14 protein-coding genes are annotated in these 23207 nt (G+C 55.3%); 7 read left to right on the top strand and 7 right to left on the bottom strand.

Annotation, left to right across the window (positions count from 1 at the left end; translation table 11 throughout):
* Nucleotides 1-12: 12 nt before the first annotated feature.
* The 3 genes from N7922_RS18515 to N7922_RS18505 all read left to right on the top strand — a co-directional run bounded on the left by N7922_RS18515 (nt 13) and on the right by N7922_RS18505 (nt 2360).
* A complete protein-coding gene (locus N7922_RS18515; RefSeq protein ID WP_263097700.1) occupies nt 13-480 on the top strand; it encodes an Hsp20 family protein in 468 nt (155 codons plus the stop codon).
* A 285-nt stretch (nt 481-765) separates the two neighbouring features.
* Nucleotides 766-1248, top strand: coding sequence for an RcnB family protein (locus tag N7922_RS18510; RefSeq protein WP_263097699.1), 483 nt, complete (start codon nt 766-768; stop codon nt 1246-1248).
* Nucleotides 1249-1460: 212 nt separating this feature from the next.
* Complete coding sequence (locus tag N7922_RS18505; RefSeq protein ID WP_263097698.1) at nt 1461-2360, top strand: diguanylate cyclase; 900 nt, start codon at nt 1461-1463, stop codon at nt 2358-2360.
* A 174-nt stretch (nt 2361-2534) separates the two neighbouring features.
* Here the strand turns inward: N7922_RS18505 and N7922_RS18500 are convergent, their stop codons facing one another.
* The 6 genes from N7922_RS18500 to N7922_RS18475 all read right to left on the bottom strand — a co-directional run bounded on the left by N7922_RS18500 (nt 2535) and on the right by N7922_RS18475 (nt 15394).
* Nucleotides 2535-4043, bottom strand: a complete 1509-nt coding sequence (locus tag N7922_RS18500; protein WP_263097697.1) for a TolC family protein — start codon at nt 4041-4043, stop codon at nt 2535-2537.
* A 60-nt stretch (nt 4044-4103) separates the two neighbouring features.
* A complete protein-coding gene (locus N7922_RS18495; protein WP_263097696.1) occupies nt 4104-9770 on the bottom strand; it encodes a putative Ig domain-containing protein in 5667 nt (1888 codons plus the stop codon).
* A gap of 221 nt (nt 9771-9991) precedes the next feature.
* Nucleotides 9992-10906, bottom strand: coding sequence for a phage tail protein (locus N7922_RS18490; protein ID WP_263097695.1), 915 nt, complete (start codon nt 10904-10906; stop codon nt 9992-9994).
* A 248-nt stretch (nt 10907-11154) separates the two neighbouring features.
* Nucleotides 11155-13263 (bottom strand): HlyD family efflux transporter periplasmic adaptor subunit, encoded by a 2109-nt coding sequence (locus tag N7922_RS18485; RefSeq protein ID WP_263100949.1) that lies wholly within the window; start codon nt 13261-13263, stop codon nt 11155-11157.
* Between the two features lie 11 nt (nt 13264-13274).
* Nucleotides 13275-14594 carry an efflux RND transporter periplasmic adaptor subunit gene (locus N7922_RS18480; RefSeq protein WP_263097694.1) on the bottom strand — a complete coding sequence of 440 codons (1320 nt, stop codon included), beginning with the start codon at nt 14592-14594 and terminating at the stop codon, nt 13275-13277.
* Nucleotides 14591-15394 carry an efflux RND transporter periplasmic adaptor subunit gene (locus tag N7922_RS18475; protein WP_263097693.1) on the bottom strand — a complete coding sequence of 268 codons (804 nt, stop codon included), beginning with the start codon at nt 15392-15394 and terminating at the stop codon, nt 14591-14593. Before N7922_RS18475 ends, N7922_RS18480 begins: the two co-directional genes overlap by 4 nt.
* A 590-nt stretch (nt 15395-15984) precedes the next feature.
* Between N7922_RS18475 and N7922_RS18470 the strand changes: the two genes are divergently transcribed.
* The 3 genes from N7922_RS18470 (at nt 15985) to N7922_RS18460 (ending at nt 19173) form a co-directional block, all read left to right on the top strand.
* On the top strand, nt 15985-16587 hold the full coding sequence (locus tag N7922_RS18470; RefSeq protein WP_263097692.1) for a FlhC family transcriptional regulator: 603 nt from the start codon (nt 15985-15987) through the stop codon (nt 16585-16587).
* Nucleotides 16588-16794: 207 nt separating this feature from the next.
* The gene (gene licT / locus N7922_RS18465) at nt 16795-17622 is read left to right on the top strand and encodes a BglG family transcription antiterminator LicT (protein ID WP_263097691.1); all 828 of its coding nucleotides are present in this window, start codon (nt 16795-16797) and stop codon (nt 17620-17622) included.
* Nucleotides 17623-17769: 147 nt separating this feature from the next.
* Nucleotides 17770-19173, top strand: a complete 1404-nt coding sequence (locus N7922_RS18460; protein WP_263097690.1) for a glycoside hydrolase family 1 protein — start codon at nt 17770-17772, stop codon at nt 19171-19173.
* 84 nt (nt 19174-19257) lie between these two features.
* On the opposite strand, the gene N7922_RS18455 is transcribed toward N7922_RS18460, so the two are convergent.
* Complete coding sequence (locus N7922_RS18455; RefSeq protein ID WP_263097689.1) at nt 19258-20673, bottom strand: DUF1593 domain-containing protein; 1416 nt, start codon at nt 20671-20673, stop codon at nt 19258-19260.
* A 457-nt stretch (nt 20674-21130) separates the two neighbouring features.
* Between N7922_RS18455 and N7922_RS18450 the strand changes: the two genes are divergently transcribed.
* Nucleotides 21131-23020 carry a beta-glucoside-specific PTS transporter subunit IIABC gene (locus N7922_RS18450; RefSeq protein ID WP_263097688.1) on the top strand — a complete coding sequence of 630 codons (1890 nt, stop codon included), beginning with the start codon at nt 21131-21133 and terminating at the stop codon, nt 23018-23020.
* Nucleotides 23021-23207: the final 187 nt, after the last annotated feature.

Raw genomic sequence — 23207 nt, 5'->3', positions numbered from 1 at the left:
GGAGGTTAATTTATGGCACTCAGAACCTTGTCAGCACTCCCAGGCTTTTCTGATTCTGCTTTTGCTGACCGTTTTAACCGCATCGACAGACTATTTAGCCAGTTAACCGGGGACTCCCCCGTTGCATCATTACCGGCCTACGATCTGAAAAAAGTCGATGCTAACAACTATCTGTTAAATGTCAGCGTACCGGGCTGGAAGGACGATGAGCTCGAAATCGAAACCGTCGGCGGTAACCTTAATATCTCGGGTAAACGTGCTGAGAGCGAATCTCAGGATGAACAAGGCTGGATATACAAAGGCATACGCCGTTCAGACTTTCGTTTGAGTTTTTCCTTACCGGAGCATGCCCGCGTCAGCAACGCAAAACTTGAAAGCGGACTTTTACAGCTCTCTATTTATCAGGACATTCCGGAGAGTGAAAAACCGCGCAAAATTGCGATCGAAAACGCCAACAACGTTATCGAGCATCATGCCTGATAGGTTCGTGTTAATGTGATGTCTGTCTGAGGCCCGCGAAAGCGGGCCTTTTTGTGACTGAAATCAATATAAATAGTGTGACCGTTATATAAGAAAACACCAAGCGTTAGCTTAATTTATTAAGGTTTTGTATCGCGCTGAATATAATGATAATTCAGTGGTAAGGGTTATTTTTTAATCTTTAATGCAAATTTTTGCAGGTGAAAAAATAAGAATTAGAGAGATAGAAAATTCGCATGTCTATTTTAGAATTTAAAACAGTACTACCACCCTGAAGGAATGATCATGTTTATGCGTCGCAGTATTTCAACCGCTATAGCCGCAGTGATTTCATTATCTGTGCTGGTTACCCCTGTACTGGCTAATCCCGGTAACGGGCATGGCAATGGTAATGGGAACGGAGGCGGTCACGGCAATAGTGGTAATCACGGCAACAATAGCGCCTCTGCACAGCAATCAAATGGGCAGGGTAAAAATAAAGGCAAACCCGATCACGTAGAATCCGATATCAGTTTCTCAACCGCGCGCCAGCTGGCGGTTAACTATGGTCTGGTGGGGTATCAGGCCTTACCTCCGGGCATCGCGAAAAATCTGGCCCGCGGCAAACCGCTCCCTCCGGGCATTGCCAAAAAGACAGTCCCGGCCTCAATGCTGGGTCAGTTGCCCTATTATCCGGGCTATGAGTGGCGCATTGTGGGTGATGACTTAGTGCTGGTCGCATTGAGTACGGCAATTGTGACCGCCATCATCAATGGCGTGTTTGATTAAACGTCAGGCGCTTAACTCCTCCTTTATATATCTCCCAACGATTACACAGGGCTGTCAGCATTGCTGGCAGCTTTTTTTTCAGGAAATGCAACGCTACGTTTATTGCCGGCTTGAAGTTTTTTGACAATAACCTTACTTATCATGCTGGTCTGCTTTACGGAATTATAGTTGCTTTCTGTTATTATTTGAAAAAATATAACGGAGGGGAGTGAATGATGAATAGGGAATATAAGTATATTGATGCCACAATTTCCGGGCTTAATAAATCATCGGATGCGCATTTCAAATGGTTGGTTAAAGTGCTGTATTATGTTTCGAAGAAACATGAGCATGCTTCAGATATAACAAGCTGTAATGCACATGAGCGTTGCGAATTTGGTATCTGGATTCAGCAAAAACTCAAGGAAGACAGAGATGATAAAAGTTATCTGCTGGATATTCATCATAAGCATATCCGCATACATGAAAAATGCCGTGAGCTGATGGCGGTCTTGACGTTTAATGAAGCCTCCGCTGATTCATTTGAGGAGTTTGCATCAGCGCTGTTGGCCTTTAACCAGTCGTTGACACTCTACAAGACACACCTTTTGCAGCGGCGCACCAGCTTTGATGCCTTAACCGGCCTGCCGTTGCGTCGGACGCTTGATGAATCTTTTGATAAGACGTCAGAAAAGTTTGCGAAAGACGGTCTCTATTTGCTGCTTCTGGACATTGATCATTTCAAGAAAATCAATGACAACTATGGTCATTTAACTGGCGATCAGGTGTTACGCGCGTTGGCTATTCAGTTAGAAGATGAGACGCGCAAGTGTGAACCTGTTTATCGTTACGGTGGCGAAGAGTTTATTATTTTGCTTCATGCGTCCAGTGATGAAGATGCCTTTGCCATCGCGGAAAGGATCAGATTATTGGTCGCCAATACGGAAATAGCCGCTGGCGACCACGGCATAAACATAACGTTTACTGCCGGGTTAACCCAGGTGCATGAAAATGAAAGTTTGCACAGAGTACTGGAAAGAGCCGATAAAGCCCTCTATCACGGCAAACATACTGGGCGGAATCGGTGTATCTATGTGAGCCGATATAGTGATATGTACAAAATTGCGGTATGAAATGATCGGTACAGGCAACCGTGACGATATTTACGTATCAGGAATGCCTTAAGCCACCCGTGTTTGCGGGTGGCTTTTCTCTCGTAGCGCCTTGCTGGAAACCCTGAAAGGTTATTACTGAAGCCTGCCAGATGGGCTGGCGCCTCTGTTGCAGGCGCCAGCAATAGCGATAGATCAGAACGACTGCATGGCGCTGATATTGCCTTTTTGCCAGTTGCTTTCTGACTGGCGTAGCGCCTGACTGATGTCGACCAGACGATCGGACGGCAGCGTTTTGGGCAGCAAATCCAGCCCGACGGTCGAGAGGATCTGACCGTAGGTGTTGCGCAGTTCTGCATAGGCCAGATCCTGACGCAGATTGGCATTCAGCGCGTTCAGTTCCCCCTGAATCAGCTGCAACTCACCGATACTGTTCGCCTTGTAGCGGTTTCTCAACTGCCCGGCAATCTGACCGTCCAGATCGCTCAGCTCCTCACTGGTTTTGTACTGGCGCTGCGCTTCATTGAAATTCGCACGGGCGACGTACAGCTGTGCCATGATGGCAAGCGACATCGCCTGGCGTTGAACCTCCGAGACGCTCTCATTGACCTTCGCCGTTTTGTAAGCCGCAGGACCGGACAGCAGATTAAACAGGTTCCAGGTGACCTTCACCCCCACATCCGCCCAGCTCTGGTTCACCATAAACGAGTTGCTGTCATAGTGACCGCCGGCGCTGACCTCCAGCCCCGGCAGCATCCGCAGCAGCGATTTACGGGTTTCGGCTGCATGAATGCGCACCTGATAATCCTGCTCTTTCAGTTCCGGGCGACTTAACAGCGCCGTCTGCTCCAGGGTGGCGAAATCGACATTCAGTTGCGGTACCGTCATGTCATCTTTTTCCGGTAACGCCAGCGTATAGGCGGTATCCAGCGGCAGGTTCATTAAGGTCGCCAGCTCGGTTTTCGCCAGTGATAACGCCCGCCGTTGCTCTTCCAGTTGACGCACAGCATCAATCAGCGTGCGGCGATAACTCAGTACTTCAACCGGATCGCCCACCTGCTGTGCGCTCATATGCTCACTCGCTTCACGCGCCTGGTTAACCCGGTCAATCAGACTGTCGATGCGGCCCAGCAGGCGTTCTGCCGCCACGGCTCGCCAGTAGGCTGAACGCACATCCTGAATAACGGTATGCACGACTTTGCGTTTGCGTTCATCGGCGATCCAGCGCTGATCGGCCCGTTGTTTAGCGCTGACATAACTGACGCCGAAATCCAGTACGTTCCAGACCATGGTCAGGTCGGCGACGTCACGGTTCTGATCCAGCGAGGTCGACGGCTCCAGTGATTGCCGCCCGGTTTCAACGCTTCGGCTGCTGGAGGCGCTGGTATTGCTGCGGCCAACGTAGCCTGCCGACATGGCAATCTGCGGTAGCATGTCATAGCGCGCAAGCTCCAGTTGCTGTTGCGATAACGCCTGCTCCATCACCTTAAGACGGGCTTCAAGGTTGTATTTGAGTGCCCTCGCCATGGCGTCATAGAGCGTTATCGGCGCGGTGACCGGCTCCTGTTTGCTGAACATGGCGATTTTGTCCTGCTGAATACGCTGCTCACCTTCCGTTTTGGAAACCGGCTGGCTGTTGACGGCGCAGCCGCTCATGGCCACTACGATGAGGCTCAGACTGAAAAGTTTACGACCCTTTAACACGATTCCACCCCTGCTGACTCTTGTTGTTATTGTCACCCACGCCCTGACCCTGAGGCGCGTTTATGTGCGTTGTCTGTCGTCGGTGATTTGCCCGACCTCCCTCAACGCCTGCTCAATGACGACCAGCCGCTGCTGCGCGTCATCCCCAATACGGTGTAATTGCCACTCCAGATCGGGCGCGAAGTGCATCTGCGCGGCGATAGGAGTGGTCGCGCCATCACTGGCATTGATGTTGCGCCAGCTCCCGCCGGAGAACACCGCCATGGGCGACAACGAAGGCAGGCTGTTTCCCGAGAACATGCCCGCCAGTGAAGATGCTCCACCCAGCGCACCGCCATTGTTGAAACTGGGGAACGAACCGAGCGAACTTTCAAACAGGCTGGCGCTGCTGGAGGTGGTACCCTGGGCAAACGTGCCCGCCACCTGGCTGATCGGTGTGTTGTTGTCTGGTGCTGTCCGCTGGGATGACTGAAAAATCGTCGATGTGACCGTTGCGACGTCTGCTGTTCGTGCGCTATTCAGCGCGCCGAGAGATGGCGGAGAGAACAACGCGCCTAAGGTGACCGGCGCATTCGCAACCACCGAGATCACCGGCGGGGCAGAGGGCGCTGGAGGCTGAGAACTGCCCGCATTCATGCGGAATTCCGGGTCGCCGCCGCTGTCATTGCTGGCGGCAATCGTCAGCGTAAAGGCGGTGCTAACCGAAACGTTACTGCCGTCGGTGGCGGTGATCCGAATAGATAAGCTTCCGGCATCACCCGTGCCCGGTATCCCTGAGAAGGTGCGGGTCGCCGGGTTAAAGCTCAGCCAGCCTGGCAGCGCGGAACCATCCGCCAGGGTGGCGCGTAGCGTCAACGTGTCGCCAACATCCGGGTCGGTGAAGAGGCTTGCCGGAACGGTAAAATTGAAGCTGCTGTTTTGTGTCGCGGTTTGCGCATTCAGTGTGCCCGACAGCACCGGCGCGTCGTTAACGTTGGTGACGTTCAACCCGAAGGTGGTGCTAACGGACGCATTGGCGCTGTCGGTGGCGGTCACCCGAATCGCCAGATTCCCGACATCGCCATTTGCCGGTGTGCCAGAGAAGGTGCGGGTCGTCGGGTTAAAGCTCAGCCAGCCAGGCAGCGCAGAACCATCTGCCAGCGTCGCGTTCAGCGTCAAAATTTCGCCAACATCCGGATCGGTAAAGGTGCCCGCTGGCACGGTGAAACTGAAACTGCCGCCTTGTGCAACCGCCTGATCGGCAACGGGGGTGGCAACGACTGGCGGAAGGTTGCTGTTATTGACGGTTAAGCTAAAGGTCGTGCTGACCGATGCGCTGCTGCTGTCCGTTGCGGTGACCCGGATGCTCAGGTTGCCCACATCGCTTCTGGCTGGTGTTCCCGAGAAGGTGCGCGTCGACGGGTTGAAACTCAGCCAGGCGGGCAGCGCCGAGCCATCAGCCAGCGTCGCGGTCAGCGTGAGCGTGTCACCGGTATCGACGTCGACAAATGCGCCATTAGGAACGGCAAAGCTGAATACGGCGTCTTTTGTTGCACTTTGACTGCCAATGGCGCTACCAACGGTGGGCGCGTCATTGACGCTGGTGACCGTCATGGAAGCTTGTGCGCTGGCGTTTGAGAATGCGCTGCTGCCGCCAGACGTTGAGGTGTCTGCAAGGCCTGTACTGGCCCCCGTTGTGGCGGAACCGCTGGTTTGATCCCACGCTTTGAAAGCAAACGTTGCGGTTTCACCATTGGCCCCGTCCGGCACATAGCGAACCTGTGCGGTGGAGGTCAGTAACAGGGCGGATGACCCGGATACCGTACCGATATTGAACCAGTTTGCGCCGCTGTCGGTGGAGTATTGCCAGTGACCGTTGCCCGTGGTCAGCGTAATGGCAATACCGCTGGTGGCACCGCTGTCGACATCACCATAGCCCGCATTGCTGAGCAATGAGGAGACGGTGGTGGCGGATGAGGTGTTATCTTCGTTGGTGGTGGTCAGCGTGACGGTCGCGCCGTTAGATAAGGTTGGCGCATCGTTCACCGCCGAGACGTTGAGGGTCATGGTGCCGACGTTGGCTGACGAGGCAGTACCGTCGCTGACGGTCCAGGTAAAGGCCGCATACCCCGCGCCGTTGGCATTCGCCGCCGGGCGGAAGGTCAGTTTGCCGATGTTGGCTGCGCTGACCACCGCGCCGTTGCCCAGCAGTGTATCGCCAACGCCGCGCACGCCATCGCCATTGGCGTCAATAAACAGCTCGCCCGCACCCGGCGCAGTGACGATGGTGATCGATTGCAGGGTGTCACCGCTGTCCACATCGCTGAAGCCGAAATCGGCAGCGGTAAAGGTCTGCGCACTGTCTTCGTTGAAGGTCTTGCTGACAGCCGTGTTGCTGATCACCGGCGCATCGTTCACGGCCGTGACGTTAAGGGTCATGGTGCCAACGTTGGCAGACGACGCCGTACCGTCGCTGACAGTCCAGGTAAAGGCCGCATACCCTGCGCCGTTGGCATCCGCCGCCGGGCGGAAGGTCAGTTTGCTGATGTTGGCCGCGCTGACCACTGCACCGTTGCCAAGAAGCGTGTCGCCAACGCCGCGCACGCCATCGCCATTGGCGTCAATAAACAGCTCGCCCGCGCCCGGCGCAGTGACGATGGTGATCGATTGCAGGGTGTCGCCGCTGTCCACATCGCTGAAGCCGAAATCGGCAGCGGTAAAGGTCTGTGCGCTGTCCTCGTTGAAGGTCTTGCTGACAGCCGTGTTGCTGATCACCGGCGCATCGTTCACTGGCATAATACTCAATACCGCCTGATTCGTGCCGCTGCTGTTGATGGAACCATCGTTGAAGGTCCAGCCCAGCGTCACGCTGGTGGGCGGATCGTCAGAACTGTTGGCGTAAGTCAGGGATTGCAGAACTGCATCCACAATGGCGGACGTGGCGTTGCTGTTGAAGGTCAGTGTCAGCGTGCCCGCCGAATTGGTGGTGACGCTGCCTACCGTTGTGCCGTTGTAGGTAAAGCTTTGTCCTTGCGTGAGTGCCCCCAGCAGACCGCTGCTGCCGAAAAGATCATTGCTGCTGGCCCCGCCGTTGCGGGCGACAGTGATCGACGCGCCGTTATAGTTACCCAGCCCGCTGTTAAGGGCATCCAGTTCGGTGTCGGCAACGGTCACATCGCTGTCGATGACCACCGCACTGCCGTTTTCGGTGTAGGTCGCGCCACCGTTCAGGTTGCTGAAGACCGGCGCGGAATTGGTGGTGGCGGTGATCGACGAGCTGTTAACCGCCGTCAAACTGCCCGATGTTGCCCGTAACGCCAGCGTGTTGGTGCTGCCGCTGTTGGTATACATAATGACGAGGCCGCTGTAGGTGGCAATACCGCCCGACGGTGTCAGCGTGACCGTGGTGCTGCTGGCATCCTGATCGCCGGACGTGACCGTAAAGCTGTTGACCGTGCCATCGACGGTTCCGTCGTTAGGATCGGTGACCGAAAGCACGATATTGGTGGTGTAATCCTGGTCCACCATCCCATTCGCATCGACGGCCTGGACGACCGGGACGGTGGTAAAACTGGTGCTTTGCCCATTCTGGATGGCGGTGGGGACGGGCTGTGTGCTGAAGACCAGCTTTGTTGCGACCACATCCGGGTTGATGGAGGCCGAGGTGGCGCTCACCAGGCTACCGGCTGCGGCGGTGAGTACAAAGTTGGCATCTGCATCGCTGGCTGATGTGTATTTCACGCCGCTAAAGGTGGCCGTACCGTTCGAGGCGGTGACGGTGGTGGTGCCGGTGAGTGAACCGCTGCCATTTTCGCTCAGCGTGACTGACCCGTTGAAATCGGTATCGATATTGCCGCGATCGTCCACGGCGATCACCACCGGCTGGGTGGTGAAGTTGATGCCGCTGACCACCGATGTGGACGGTGACTGGCTGTAAATCAGTTTGGTGGCGGCGATGTCAATGCTCGCGCCGCTGCCGTTGGTGACGTTGGCCTGGCTGCTGGCGAAGGTCGAACCGCCGGAGACCGAGGTAAAATTGCTGGCGTTGACCGACAACACCACGGTGTGGTGATCGGTAATATCGTTACTGCTGGTGTTGTCGTTGTAATACGCTTTGATGGAGTAGGTTTCGCTGCCGCCATCGGCAATCGACAGGCTCAGCCCGGAGAAGGTGATTCTGCCGGTGCTGCTGTCGTAAGTGCCGAGCACGTTGGTGGCGTCCGGCCCGTTGAGTAAGAAACGCATCTGCGCCAGTTCCGCCGAGGTGGCTGTTCCGCTCACGGTCGCGTAGAACGCGCTGACGTTGGTGGCAAGGCCATCGGATGTTCCCGGGTCGGCTATCGTAAAGTCCATCAGCGAGGTGGCGCTGGCTACCGACGTCGCGGTGGTGGAGAACGTGGTGGCTTCACCAGACGGACCGGCGGTGACGGTGGAGGTCGCATTTGACGCCACGATGGCTTTGACGTCGGAAATATCAAAGTTATTGGTTCCGAAGTCGAAGCCCCCCGTCCCGTTCGCGCTTGAGATCACCACTTTGATGACGTCGTTCGCGGAAGTGGACAGGGCATTATTTGACGCGTCACGGAACACTGAGAAATTCGAGAGGGTGATATTGGCATTCGCAGTGGCTGTCAGTGTCCCGGTGACGGTGGTGTTGTTGGCATAGGTAAAGGTGACCGTAATCGTGTCATTCAGCGAGGTGTAGTAACTGAAACTGGTCAGATCGAAGGTATAGCCGGAGGCCACTGCAATCGTCAGCTTGGTGGCATCGCCGGTTGGGTTTCCGGTGCTGTCAGGGAAGACGTTGTAGTTGGTGCCGTAGTTATTGGAAAACGAATACCCGTCCTGGCCGGAAAAGGTGAACCCGACGGAACTGACCGTTTTGTTGTAGATCCCGCTACCGCTATTCAGATCCGTGTTATCAAACGTGACGATGGTGAGCAGTTCGTTGTAGTCATTGAACGCCAGCGCATCCGCCTGGATCCCATCGCTGCCAACGCTTTTTTCCAGCGTCCAGTTGCCGCCTTTCGCCACGCTGCCCGTGAGATCGCTGGAGGCCGCCACGTCTGCGCCGGTCGCGCTGGCGAGCGAATTGATAAAATTCACCCCTTCGCCGGATGCCACCGAGCAGCCATACAGCAGAATGTCACCACTGTCTGTTAACGCCGCGCCAAGCGCGCTCAAATCACTCTGGCGTGATGCAAGGGTGGTGCTGTCCAGCGTTAAATCCCCGAGATAGAGACGTCCTTCCGCACCGTGACTGATGATGTGAATCGCGTCATAGCCGCTGTGCGTTTGCGCCCATTCCGCCATTTGCGACAGGCCATCTTTGCTGCTATCCAGCAACACCACATCCGTGCCGGTGGGCACCTGGCTGAGCAGTGTCTGGTAATTCGCCACGGAGGTATCCACAAACACCACTTCTTTGTGGGTTTGTGCGCTATCGGCGGCGACCGCGACTTTCGTGCTATCGGTTGTGGTGTCCTGACTGGCGGCCTGGGTCTGACTCTCGCTGCTTTGCGCGTGGCTATCGTCGGCGTGCGTTGCTGTGTCTGCGGTGGGTGTTGGTGTGGTTTCCTGCGCGGCGGCGGTTTGATCCACGGTTGCGGCAACCGCGCCGTCAAACAGCATCCTGGGCTCAAGTGCGTACCCCAGCGGGACGGGCTGCGTTATCTCAACGGGCCGGGGAGAGTGAGTGCGTTGTTGACGGGCAACGCGACGATTACTGAACAGATCACGCCATAACATAGAGGTACCCCAGCAGACGAATAACATTCCGATCATCATTTCCGCATGCCATGGACTCAGCGCCGTCAGGTTGCGGGCAAACATTTCAATTTGTTTCTGAAATGTAATTTATGTCTTAATTATGTAATTGAATAGATATATTTGCATTTTGTGCTTTTTTTGTCTCTGTTCCGTCGCTGCGTGTGATGGGCAGCAAAAAACTGCCCATCTGCAGCGGCGAATCAGCCTGGATTAACCGGGTAAAGCCCTGTGACGGCGATACACGCCGTAAGGGGCAGTGACGGATCGCGCACCGGTACCGATACCGACACCGGCACCGTAACAGGATTTGGCGTGGTGACATTCGCACCCACATTGACCGTTCCGGTTAACGGCAGAGTGACGGTGCCAGCCGCCGAACCTGATAGCTGGCCGCCGCTGGCTGTACCGGCGACCGAACCGCTGGCGGTCCCTGTCACGCTGCCATCGGGTCCCAACTGCCTGTCGTTGGTTGCGCCTGCGGGTGCGTAGAGCAGCGCAGCGGGGCCGCTAACAGAAGTGAGCAGGCTTTTATCCGTCAGGTTAACCGTGCGGCCGCTGGTGGTTGATGAGCCGATTTTGGCAATACCGGTTACGCCGAGGCTGGCAACGGCGTTAAAAGGCAGGTTTGTGATGCTACCGCTAAGGGGCAGGGAGACCGCGGTGCTGGTCCCGCTCAGTGAAAGCGTTGCCGGGTGGGTATGCGGCGGGATTTGCGCGGCGTTGAGCACCACTGAACTGGTGCCGCTGCCAACGGCGGTTTCCTGACCGATGGCTTTGCCGAGCGTGTAGGTAACGTTACCTGACGGTGTTGCTGCCGTACCCGTGCCAATCGCCGTTTTGCCGCGCAGGTCGGGTAGCGTAAAGGTTGTGGGCGCTGTGCCGCCGTAGATATTGCCAATCAGGGAATAGAGCGCCTGGTAACCATTGACGTTCAGCGTTCTGCCGTCGGCGGGTAGATAGCCTTCCGGGCAATAGCGGATCGCCATATAACACACACTGCCAATAAATTCGTCCCCCGCCCCGTTGCAGGCAAAAGCCGACTGCGGTAGCGAAAAAACGATCCCCAACGTAGCGGCAATGGTAGTTTTTGTAAGCAAATATTGAGCGCGTTTCATACAGATCTCTCCTTGCCAGAAAGCGGCTTCACGGTATAGCTAAGCCCATCGGATAACAGTCATCATGCTGTTTAACCCCAGAGGTGGGGGAGGTTCGGGTATGCCGCGGCAGAACGGTGTTGTGTTGGAATGTCCGGCCACGATTAAAACATAGCCAGACAAATGAGATTTGTCTTATAGATTCAAGGATATATTCTTAATCTTTTTTTGAGATCACCCTGGACCGCCGTTTCGTCTGTTTCCGGCGATCAGAATCCGCTCTCGCGAATCCCCAGCGCAGCGACCCGTCGCCAGACGGCGCCCAGGATCGACTCTTTTTCCCCTTGCAGAACGACGCTACCCCGTAGCGGTTGTTGAGGCGGCTGGAATTGACCATCCTGCACCACAAAGCGGACACGATACTGCGCCTGCACCGGTTGCGGATTGTGGTCGCGATCGCGACGTACGGCGATGGGGCCGTGTCGATCGGAGGCCAGCATCTCTTGCTGTAACCAGGCGGTGCCGGTGGGCGCAATATCGCTTAAGCGAACTGCAAGGCGCGGGTAGGCCGGATCGTCAGCAATAAACTCCCCGGTCATGCCGGTTTTCGCGCGCTTGAGGGTGTCTTCAGGCAAATAGCCCTGGACTTTGCCAGCGCCAGGCTCAACCACGCGCAGCAAGGGTAAATCGGTGGGCAGCCAGCGTCCTTCGGTCATATCCCGCGCCACGTCTCTCACCTGGCCCGCCTGCGGTGCGGCGATCGATAGCCGCTGGCGCTGCGCATCCAGCCCGCGGTAACGGGCCAGCGATTCCGCCAGTTGGCGGTCAAGCACCTGCGTTTCGCTGGCGGTTTCCTGCCGCCCTGCGCCCCGTTGGCGCTGTTGTTGCAGGACGCTAATCTGCTGGCGTTCAATGGCAAGGCGATAATCCAGATCGGTCGAGGTCAGCTCCAGCAATACATCGCCGACTTTCACCTGCTGACCGTCGTGGACGTGCAATGTGCGCACCTGGGCGGCGCTAGGGGCATAAAGTACGCTCACATTTTCCGCTTCCAGCACCGCCGGAATACGGATACTGCCGCGCCACGGGAACAGCAGGACAGCAAGGAGTGCCAGCAGGATCAGGCCGGAACGCAGCAGCCTGGCAGGGTGAGCAGTTTTACGCATAGACCACCAGATAGAGGCTTCTTTCAGCACCGGAAGGGCAATAAACCAACCAATTTCCACCAGCATCAACAGGATGCCGATGACTTTGATGAAAAAGTGATACACCAGCAGCGCGATGCCAAAAAACAGGAAAAAGCGCCATATCCATGAGGCATATCCCCACAGCAGCAGTTTGCGCTGTAAGGCGGGTGACCAGGTGTGCGGCGGCGGGTGACCGTAAGCAAACAGGGCTTCACGCAAACGCCAGCGGCACAAGGCGTAGGCGCGATCCTGTAAATTTTCGACTCGCCAGAAATCGCTCAGTAAAAAATAACCGTCAAAACGCATCAGTGGGTTGAGGTTAACCACCAGCGTGGTGATCCAGGTGGCGCTGGAGAGCATAAACACCGCCGTGCGCAGCGGGCCATCGGGCAGCAGCGCCCACGTCAGCAACGCAATGCAGGCGAGGATCAGCTCCGCCAGAATGCCGCCTGCGCTGATCAACAATCGGGCACGCCGATCCTTCAGTTTCCAGGCATCGCTGACGTCGGTATAAAACAGGGGGAACAGCACGATAAACGCCACTCCCATGGTTTGCACCCGGCAGCCCGCGCGTTTCGCCATAAACGCATGCCCCAGCTCGTGGAAAAATTTGGCGAAGACCAGCGCCATGCCGAAGACCGCCATCCCTTGCAGACTGAACATATGCGGAAAGGTTTGGGTATAGCGCACCCAGTCACGGCTGACGAGAAAGCCCCCCAGCAGCAATATGCACGGTAATACCACGCGCAGCAGAGGCAGGCCGTAACGTTGCAGCACCGGCCAGCAACGGCTGAGCAACGGGTCCGGACGCCATAACGGAATGCGGAAAAAGAGATACTGGTGCAGCAGGGTTTTCCACAGACTGACCCGCCGGGCTGCGGCTTTCAGGGCATACCCCTGGCGTTGCAGCGGGTCGCTGGCGGCAATCAGATCGTGATTGCGCAAAAAGCGCAGCAGCTGTTCCAGCTCCTTTTCCTGCAACGGCAAACCGGGCTCCTGGTTCGCCGCATCCAGCACCTTGCCGGGCTGGCGCAAAGGCCAGTGGCGTAGCAGGCGTATCGCGGAGGGGGTCAGCGTGAAGTAACGCCCGGTGACCGGGTCTGCCAGCACCCACTGGGGCGCGCCGTCCAGCCCTTTCGCTGATTCCACCAGTTGCAGGTCGCGGCGCAGCGCGGGCAGGATGCGGTTCATTACCTCGTTTGTCATAATCCAACCGACTGGCGCAATACGGCAAGCGGACGCCGGAACAGATACACCGCCAGCGGCACATATTCACCGGATACTTTAGCCGTACCGCGCAGACCAATGCGCGGCGGCTCTCCGGTGAAACGGGCGTCCAGGCGGTACGCCAGATTGCCGGCGGGCGTCTGTTCTGATTCGTAAGCAATGCGATCTAACAGCGCACCGTGCGGGGTGAGTGGATCGCTATCGAGAAACAGGGTAATCGGCGCATCAGGCTTCAGGCGGATAGCGTCACCGACATCCAGTTCAATACGCAGCGACACGGAGGCCGGATCGGCCAGATCCATCAGCCGTTCTCCGGTACGAACCGGTTTCCCCACCCAGCGCTCAGCGTCCGCAAAAACCGCAATACCGTCCCGCTCGGCATGGATCTCGCTGCGGCTCAGAAGCGCGTTGGCATAGTCACGTTCGGCGCGCTTTTGCGCAACTTGCGCGGCAAGAAAATCGAGCCTCGCTTTGGAATCGGTATCCTGAAAGGCGCGCTGCGCGCTGGCGCGGTATTCCGCTTCCGCAACGTTTAGCGCCCGTTCGGCGACATCTGCCTGCGCTTTTAAGGTGGTATCGTCAAAACGCACCAGCAGGTCGCCTTTGTGCACGGCCTGATTGGGCTGCACCGCAAAGGCCTGAATCACGCCGTCCAGCGGGGCCGCGACAATGCGGCCGTTAAGCGGGATCACTTCCGCTGGCGCCAGCACGGACTGGTGTACGGGAATAAACAGGCACCCGACCAGCAACAGGGCGGGTACCGCCAGCTTCCAGCGCCAGCGAGGACGTCGCCAGACCGGCTGTGGCTCAAGTGCCAGCCAGGCATGGCTAAAGGCGTGTGCCAACTGTTCCGCCAGCAGTAGTTCGGCCTGTTGCCAGGGCTGCTCTCGCGCATACCAGATACCGCCAAATACGCGCCCCTGGCGATCTTTCAGCGGTGCCCACAGCGCTTCCGGGGCGGACAGCGCCAGCCAGTCATTACGACTTTGTTGATCCAATGCGGTGGCGTCGACGACGGCGCATTGGTTATGTTGCGGCTGGCGTTGCAGTCGGGCGTTGGCCCGCTCGATAAAAGCCACGAAAGGGGCATGAGGGGCGGGTTGCGTTACGCCGGTGACGGCGCGCACCGTGCCGTTGATCACCAGCGCGGCGTGGCGAAATCCGAACAGCGACTGGCTGTCGTTGACGATGCAGTAAGCCAGCGCTTCGATTGTGTCTGCCGAACGCGCCTGACGTTCAATGCTCAGAAATTGGGCGAAGACGCGTTCGCCGGAAAGGGGAGGCGTGTTGCTCACGGTTTCTCCTGGAAATGCGCAGTCCCGCTCATACCCGCCATCAGGGTGTTGTCGCTGCTGTCGATAGCCCCTGTCAGGCTCAGCGTCTGACTGCTTTCATCAATACGCGCCCCCAGCCGGGAGACGCTGGCGCGCAGCGGCTTGCCGGTTTCATCCGGTGTGAAAGTAAAGGTCAGCCCTGGCTTAAGGATGGATAACCAACTGGATGGCACCAGCAGGTCAATCTCCAGATGCCGGTTATTGACGATATCGATCACCGGCACGCCAGCCGCCACGCTCTCATAAGCCTGAGCGCGCCGTTTGACCACCTGACCGTCGAACGGTGCCACAATCCGGCAGCGGTTAACCTGAATCTGGTAAACCTGGCTTTCTGCCTGCGCCTGCGCCAGGCGCGCGGCAGATAAGGACACGGCATGCCTGCCGACCGATTTCATCTGCGCCAGTTGCTGGTTCTGATTCAGTTCGGCTTCTGCCTCCCGCGTTGCCGCCTGAGAGGCGGTTAATTGAGCCTGATAGATGGCGCAATCAAAACGCGCCAGCAAATCGCCTTTTTTGAAGGGGTCGCCTTCCCGGAACGGCATCTCGACGATACGTCCCGCCAGATCGCTGGAAATCGTCGCTTGATCGACCGCTACCAGCATGCCACGGGCCTGATTGTCCGCCGGGTTGTCCGGTTGCGTGGAATGTGACGGGGGGCCCAATAACGGATCAGCAGCCTGCACCGGAAGATAAAAAAAACAGAGGGAAAGCGTCATCAGGCCAATGGCCCGACGGAAAACCGCGTGTTTAACCATATTCACACTAACCTGCCTTGATTCCGCTGGGGTGTGTGCAAACCAGAAGGCACGGGAGACAACCTTCTGAATCTTCACCGATTAGTCGTACTTATTGTGACGAGTATAGTAAACCAGCAAAAATTGAAAGGCGATGAAAGGTAAGCGTAAGGTTACGAATTTGTTGTGATAAGCACGAAAATGAACAGCGGTGTGCCTTTGTGGTTGCGGTGCTTTTCGGTTAGCGCGATGCCGGTTTTAGTGAATCAGATGATAAGGCAATCAAAAAGACGACCTGGATTGCGGCGCGGGCATACATTTTTTTGTGATGTATTCAGCATTATGTCGATGTCGAAAAGCGTTTTATTCTCACCAGAATAATAGAAATCGTGTTTTGTATTATTGTTATAAATTTGCTGAAATATTCTTATCTTATATTTGCTGTGTTTGTTTTATTCTAAAAAAGATCAAAAAAAGTGCATTAACTGTATGAATTTCCTCCCATAGCCTGACAGCAGTGCATATCTGATGCGGTTTGGTGGTTTGTTTATTAAGAAAACCTTAAGGTAAACTCACTGTTGCATTTTTTTTAATTATATTCAATTGATTCCCAATAATTGAAAATTTGGCTGGAAAAGTTTCATTTAAGATGTATATTTATAAGAATGTTACCACGGCGAAGCCACTTTTTTATTTCCGATATTATGAATAAAAATTTATCACTTGAAATGCAAAAGGTTTCTCTCGCCTTATTACTGATTAATAATGGCAGCGCCTCGCTATTATTAACTGAGAAGCGTGTCCGGGAAGAAACCGCCCCTTTTTCATCTGCCTGGTTTTCTGATGATGGCAACCGGCTGCATGCGCGATATTTGTGCACTACCTGGCAATATTTAAAAGAAAACCTGTGTGGTCAAAGCCATCAAACCGCGGTTGACGCTTATTTACTCTATATGGCGGATTGTCTGCCTGAACTCGGTTCCGCGCCATTATTAAATCTGGTGCAGGCCATGGCGTTGATTCAGGCTTACGAAAACTGCGCGCTGCTCGCCGGGAGCTGCCCGCCGGTTTACTGCTTCGGCCAGCAGCAGGAGACGTCTGCCCTTGAGGATTGGGTTTACGCCTGCTGCATGGGGGTGACGTTCGATGTGTTGCCCGCGCAGTTGATGAACGGGTGCGACTGTCGCGTTTCCCGCTCCCCATTGCAAATTCATCCATGATTATCATCACAGTTCACAGCCTGAAGGGTTGAGACTGGCGGGGCGATTCGTTATAAGAGTCGCTTAGGGACGTCATCGGAAAACTGAGCGAAACCTGATTCCATTGCAGCCACTGCGGCCGCAATGGAATCAGGTTTTTTTTTGTCTTTTTTTCGTGCGTCGCCACCTCCGGGAAGGGTATCAGGACCATACAGTGAGATAGCTGGAATGAAAGTAGAAAAAATACTCAGCAATAACGCTGTCCTGCTCACGAATGAAAAGCAAGAGATCGTGGCAATCGGACGGGGAATCGGTTTCGGCAAAAAGCCGGGCGACCGGGTAGACGAGAGCCAGATTGAGAGCCAGTTTGTAAAAAAATCCGCCGGGCTGACGGATGTGTTTGCGCAGTTACTGGCTGAAATACCACCGCCGCATTTGGCGGTGACGGAGCAGATTATTGCGCTCGCGCAGCAGCGACTGGCGATCAGCGTGCAGGATACGTTGTTCCTGGCGTTAAGCGATCACATCAACTTCGCTCTCCAGAGACACAGTAACGGTCTGGCGATCAAAAACTTCCTGCTGTGGGATATCAAGCGTTTCTATGCCCAGGAGTTTGCCGTTGGGCGGGAGGCGCTGGCGCTGATTGAGGCCAGACTCAACATCACGTTGCCGGAGGATGAAGCCGGTTTTATCGCTTTGCATCTGGCGAATGCCAAAAACAACAGCGATATGCACAGCACCATGCAAAGCGCCACCATCATTAAAGATGTGCTGACGATCCTGAAATACGATCTGCACATTACGCTTAATGAGGAATCATTGGATTATCAGCGCTTTATTACCCACCTGAAGTTTTTTGCCCTGCGTCTGTTGAACCGCGATACGGTGACGCACGGCGATGACAGCATTTATCAGGGCATTACCGGAATGATGCCGGCGGCTTACGCTTGCGCCATGAAAGTCTATGATTATGTTGAGAAAAATTATGACTGCCAGCTCACCACCGATGAGGTCATGTTTCTGACTATCCATATCAACCGGTTAAGTGGCGTATAAACGCATTTTTACAGGGCGTAACTGAGTGATTCAGGCGAAACCTGCGACAGCACCGACATGTTTTTCTGTTGGCGCTGCGCGGGTTTTTTTATTTCTGTTCTGCCCGGGCAACTGCGGCAGGCAGCCGATGAGAAAGGAGAAAAAACGATGCAAATGGCATTTCCGGACGGTTTTTTGTGGGGGGGCTCAGTCGCCGCTAATCAGGTTGAGGGGGCCTGGAATGAGGGGGGAAAAGGCGTGTCAACGTCCGATCTGCAACCCCAGGGGGTACATGGTAGCGTGGTCGCGCGCGACGGGGTGAACAGCTGCATCAAAGATGTAGCGATTGATTTTTATCACCGCTATCCACAAGACATTAAGCTATTTGCCGAGATGGGGTTTACCGTGCTGCGCACCTCGATTGCCTGGGCGCGTATTTTCCCCAACGGCGATGAGGCGCAACCCAATGAAGAAGGGCTGGCATTTTACGACCGCCTGTTTGATGAAATGGCGCGTTACGGCATTCAGCCGTTGATCACCTTGTCCCATTACGAAATGCCTTACGGCTTGGTAAAACAGTACGATGGCTGGGGCGGCCGGGACGTGATTGCCCTGTTTGAGCGTTATGCGCGCACCGTGTTTACCCGCTACCGCGACAAAGTGAAATACTGGCTGACCTTTAACGAGATCAACATGGCGCTGCATGCGCCGTTTACCGGCGTGGGGCTGGAGGGTGAAAGAAGCCCGCAGGAGATTTATCAGGCCATTCACCATCAGCTGGTTGCCAGCGCCCGGGCGGTTAAAGCCTGCCACGAGATCATTCCGGATGCGAAAATCGGCAGCATGTTGCTGGGCGGCATCCGCTACCCTATCACCTGTAAACCGGAAGATGTGTTAAAGGCACAGCGCGTGAATCGTGACTGGCTGTTCTTTGGCGATGTGCAGGCGAGAGGGGCATACCCGGCATGGATCCAGCGTTTTTTCCGTGAAAATGAGATTGCGCTGAACATCACCGACCAGGATACCGCGGATCTGCAAGAGACCGTCGATTTTATCTCCTTCAGCTACTACATGAGCGGCTGCGCCGCTGCGCAACCGGAACTGTACCAAAGCTCGCGCACCAACATTATGCGGATGATCCCCAACCCGCATCTGGAAAGCTCAGAGTGGGGCTGGCAAATCGATCCGCAGGGGCTGCGCTTTTTATTGAATGAACTGCACGATCGTTACCAAAAGCCGCTGTTTATTGTGGAAAATGGCCTGGGCGCGAAAGACGTCCCGGCGGCGGATGGCACCATTCAGGATGATTACCGCATTCAGTATTTGCAGGCGCATTTGCAGCAGGTCAGAGAAGCAATAGAAGATGGCGTGGAACTGCTGGGCTACACCAGTTGGGGGCCGATTGATCTGGTGAGCGCCGGCACGGCGCAGATGTCGAAACGTTACGGTTTCATCTATGTTGATCGTGATGATGCAGGAAATGGCACGCTGGAGCGCCGCCGTAAGAAGAGCTTCTACTGGTATCGCGATGTGATTAGCAGCAACGGAGCGAGTCTGAACGATCCGTACTGAGGGCTGTTTTGACAGTCGCGTACGGTTTCCAGGATGATGAAAAACACGAGCGGGGGATAACCCCCCGCTGAATTCGCAGCCTGCTTAAGGCGTCACCGTCACAATGGCCCGGCGATAAGAGAACAGCGACGGCGTCCCGTCATCCTGCACCTGCAGAATGATATGGAACGGCGTCGCGGTTTTCACCGCGGGCGCAACAAAACTGGCGTCCATTGTTTCGCTCTGTTCCAGTTTTAGCTCCGGCGCAAAATGGATGCCCATCGTGGTGGCGGTGGGTTCTTTGTACTGCCACCAGCGATAACTCAGGCGATCGTTATCCACATCGCGGGAGCCTTTTGCCGACAGTCTGACTACCTCTCCCGCTTTCACCTGCAATGCAACTATCCCTTTGCCGGGTTCCCCATTCAGCACCAGCGACGGATTATGGTTGGCCTGCCTGATGTTGCTGCTGACGCTCCAGTCCATGCGCGCGGCAAAATCATTCTGATAGGCTTCGCGCCAGCGCCAGATAGTGGCGGAAGCGGTACGGTGGCTTTTACCGTCTACGCCCATCACCGTATCAGACGTGCTGGTGCGCAGGCCGCTGCGGCTGTCGGGGTTCACGGCTGCATAGCGACCGCCCCAACCGCCATATTCCGGGTGTTCCGGCGCGTTCAACCCGTTTTGCAGCAGGTAGAGAAATGAAGGCGTATCGCCTTCCATGGTGTACTCAATGGCCGGGTAAGCCTCACCCAACGGGCCTTTGTTGCGAATGTTCTGCTTCAGCCAGTCGTTATTGACCTGGCGCATATCGCCGCCTTCGGCAAAGCGCGACGACATGCCGCTCCAGGTGGCAATAAAGTAGTCGTTCCATGCATGAATGCTGGTGATATAGCGCAGCGTCGGGAACTGAGCGCGGATCCATTCACCGGTATTATCCTGATCGGAAATGGCGTAGACGCGGATCTTACTCACGAACGCATTTACCTCTTCCGGCGTACGGGTTGCGCGCACATCGTACAGCGCTTGCGCCAGATCCACCGCACCGCCCCAGACATCGATCCACAGCGGGCGGGCATCCTGTTTATCGACCGCCTGAATGATAAGTGTGGATGCCGGTGTGGATTTCCCTGCGCCAACGTAGTCCATGCCGTAACCCGCCTGGCCTGCGCGTACCACTTCACGCAGCGCGTTGGCGCTTGGGTAGCCGTCAGCATGTTTACGCAGGTTGGGCAACACGCGTTCATACGCGTCAATGCGCTTCAACATCATCTCCGGGTTCACTTTATCGCGCAGCCATGTTGATGTGGTGGCAATCAACCCTTCAACATCGAACTCATTGCTGTACACCAAAAAACGCACCAGCGACTGTGCGTCGTCAGGCTCGTTGCCGATGTCCGACAGCACCATAATTCGCGTCTTTTCTGCAACACCCGGATCGGGCGCGGCAAACGCGCTCGCGCACGTTGTCGTCAGGGTGCATGCCAGCAGCGCGCTGAAGAGTTTGTTCAAAGAGGGCATGAGGTATTCCTTGTTTGTCCATCGCCAAAAACAAAAAAACCTGCTTTCCGTTGCCGGTGAAAGCAACGGAAAGCAGGTTTCGCCAAAAAAATCTATGTAACGCCCTGAGGGCTTGGTTATAAAAAGAGTCGCCAGGTTCGGCAATGTATAATGTCGATAAATGTGACCTGTGTTTTGTATTTCCCGGCTATTTGCTTCCCATGTGGAGGCAAATTTAGTGATGATTTTCACAAAACGGGAGGTTTCAGTAGTAATTCCTCCCGGGGCTTGCTAGAAAGAGGACGTTCGTCAGGACGTCACCAGAATATTCTGGGCGAGACCTGGATAAAGCAGTGTGTTTTTTCACACTATTTTATCCAGGTTTTTTTTTGCTTTTTTTTCTGCTGGCCAGCGGATACAGGCAACGAGCGCATATGAACTGGCAATTTTTGTCGTTTATGAAACGGGAAGTCTCATTATGAATAGCAACGTTCTGGCAGAAAATATTCTGCCGCTGGTGGGTGGGGAAGACAACGTCGCAACGTTAGTGCACTGCGCAACACGGCTGCGTTTTAAGATTATTGACCACAGCAAGGTCAAACTGGCGGAGCTCGAAGCGCTGGATGGCGTCATTACGGTGGTAAACGGCTCAGGGCAATTACAGATCGTGATCGGCAATCGTGTTCCGGAAGTGTTTCGCGCGTTTGGCGCCATTTCTGGTTTGCTGGATGATGATAAAGCCAAAAAAGCGCCATCGGAGGAGAAAAACACCGCCTCGGTGCTGGGACGACTGATTGATCTGGTGGCGGGCATTTTCACACCGCTGCTTGGCGCGATGGCAGCGGCGGGGGTGCTGAAGGGCGCGCTGGCGATTGTGCTGGCCGCGGGCTGGATGAGTAATAAAGAGACCACCTACATTATTTTGCATGCGGCCTCGGACAGCCTGTTCTATTTCCTGCCGTTGCTGCTGGCCATCACCTCCGCCCGGAAATTTGAAACCAATATCTTTGTGGCGGTCTCCATTGCCGGTGCGCTGATCTATCCCAGCATTCAGGGGCTCTTCGATGGCGGCCAGCCGGTGACCTTTTTTGGCTTACCGGTGATGATGATGAAATACACCGGGACGGTGATCCCGATTATTTTCAGCGTCTGGCTGATGTCGATCATCGAACGTTTCCTGAATCGCCATATTCATGAAAGCGTGCGCAATATCCTTACGCCATTCTTCCTGTTAACGCTGATGGTGCCGCTGACGCTGATGACCATCGGACCGGTTGGCATCACCATCAGTGAAACGGTCGCTTCGCTGTTTGTGTCGATTTACGGTTTCAACCCGATTATCGCCGGTGCGCTGATGGCGGCGGCGTGGCAGGTGCTGGTCATTTTTGGCGTGCACTGGGGATTTGTCACCGTCTTCATTAATGATATTTCCGTGATGGGGCACAGCTTCCTCAAGGCTGCTTCCAGCCCATCGGTGTTTGCTCAGTCCGGTGCGTTGCTAGCGGTGATGCTGCGTGCGAAAGACAAAAAAATGAAAGCGTTGGCGGGCAGTTCCTTTATTGCTTCTCTGTTTGGCATTACCGAACCGGGCGTTTATGGCGTCACGCTTAAGCTGAAAAAACCGTTTATCTGCGCGGTGATTGCCGCAGCCTTCGGCGGTGCGGTCGTGGGCTACGCCAAAAGTTCGGCCATCTCCATGGGAATGCCCGGTTTACTGACATTGCCCATCTTCTACGGGGAAGGGTTTGTTGGCTTTATTATCGGTTGCGTTGTGGCGTTTATTGGCAGCTTTGCGTTAACCCTGATTGTTGGGTTTGACGAGCCAAACGCGCAGCCAGCACAGGCCGCTCCGGTGGCAAAAGAGAACAAGGCGATGGCGCGTAAAACCCACGAATCGGCGTCACCCTCCGTCTCCTCAGAGCACATTGCCGCCCCGGTTTCCGGTGCCCTGATCCCGCTGAGCGAGGTGGATGATAAGGTTTTTTCGGCCGGGATCGTCGGGCCGGGTTTTGCCATCGTGCCGGAAGAGGGACGGGTTTATTCCCCGGTCGACGGTTATATCGCCAGTACTTTCGCCAGTGGACACGCGATTGGCATCCACTCCACGGGCGGCGCGGAAATATTAATCCATGTTGGTATTAATACGGTGCAGCTTGAGGGGCAATATTTTCATATGCAGGTAAAAGAGGGCGATACGGTTAAAAAAGGTCAGTTACTGTTGATCTTCGATCTCGATGAAATTAAGCAGGCAGGTTATGACACGGTGACACCGGTGATTATTACCAATAGCGATGCCTGGCGCGAGTTACAGATCAGCGATAAACCGCATTCCCGCTTCGGCGAACCGGTGATAGCACTATCGGTATAACATTCCCACTTAGCGGGAAATAGCGGCGGTGAGCGTGATTGTCACCGCGATTAATTAAAATAATGTTGATTTGTTAACGGAAATATCCCTACAGGACGTGACTAATTTAATTCAGGCGAGACCTGCAACTGGCGGAATAAATACCTGTCAGTTGCGGGTCTTTTTGTTTTTGGGGGATGCATATTGA

Source organism: Kosakonia sp. ML.JS2a, assembly GCF_025642095.1.
GTDB lineage: Bacteria > Pseudomonadota > Gammaproteobacteria > Enterobacterales > Enterobacteriaceae.
The sequence above is the reverse complement of the archived record's forward strand: the minus strand, read 5'-3'. Positions and strand labels throughout refer to the sequence as shown.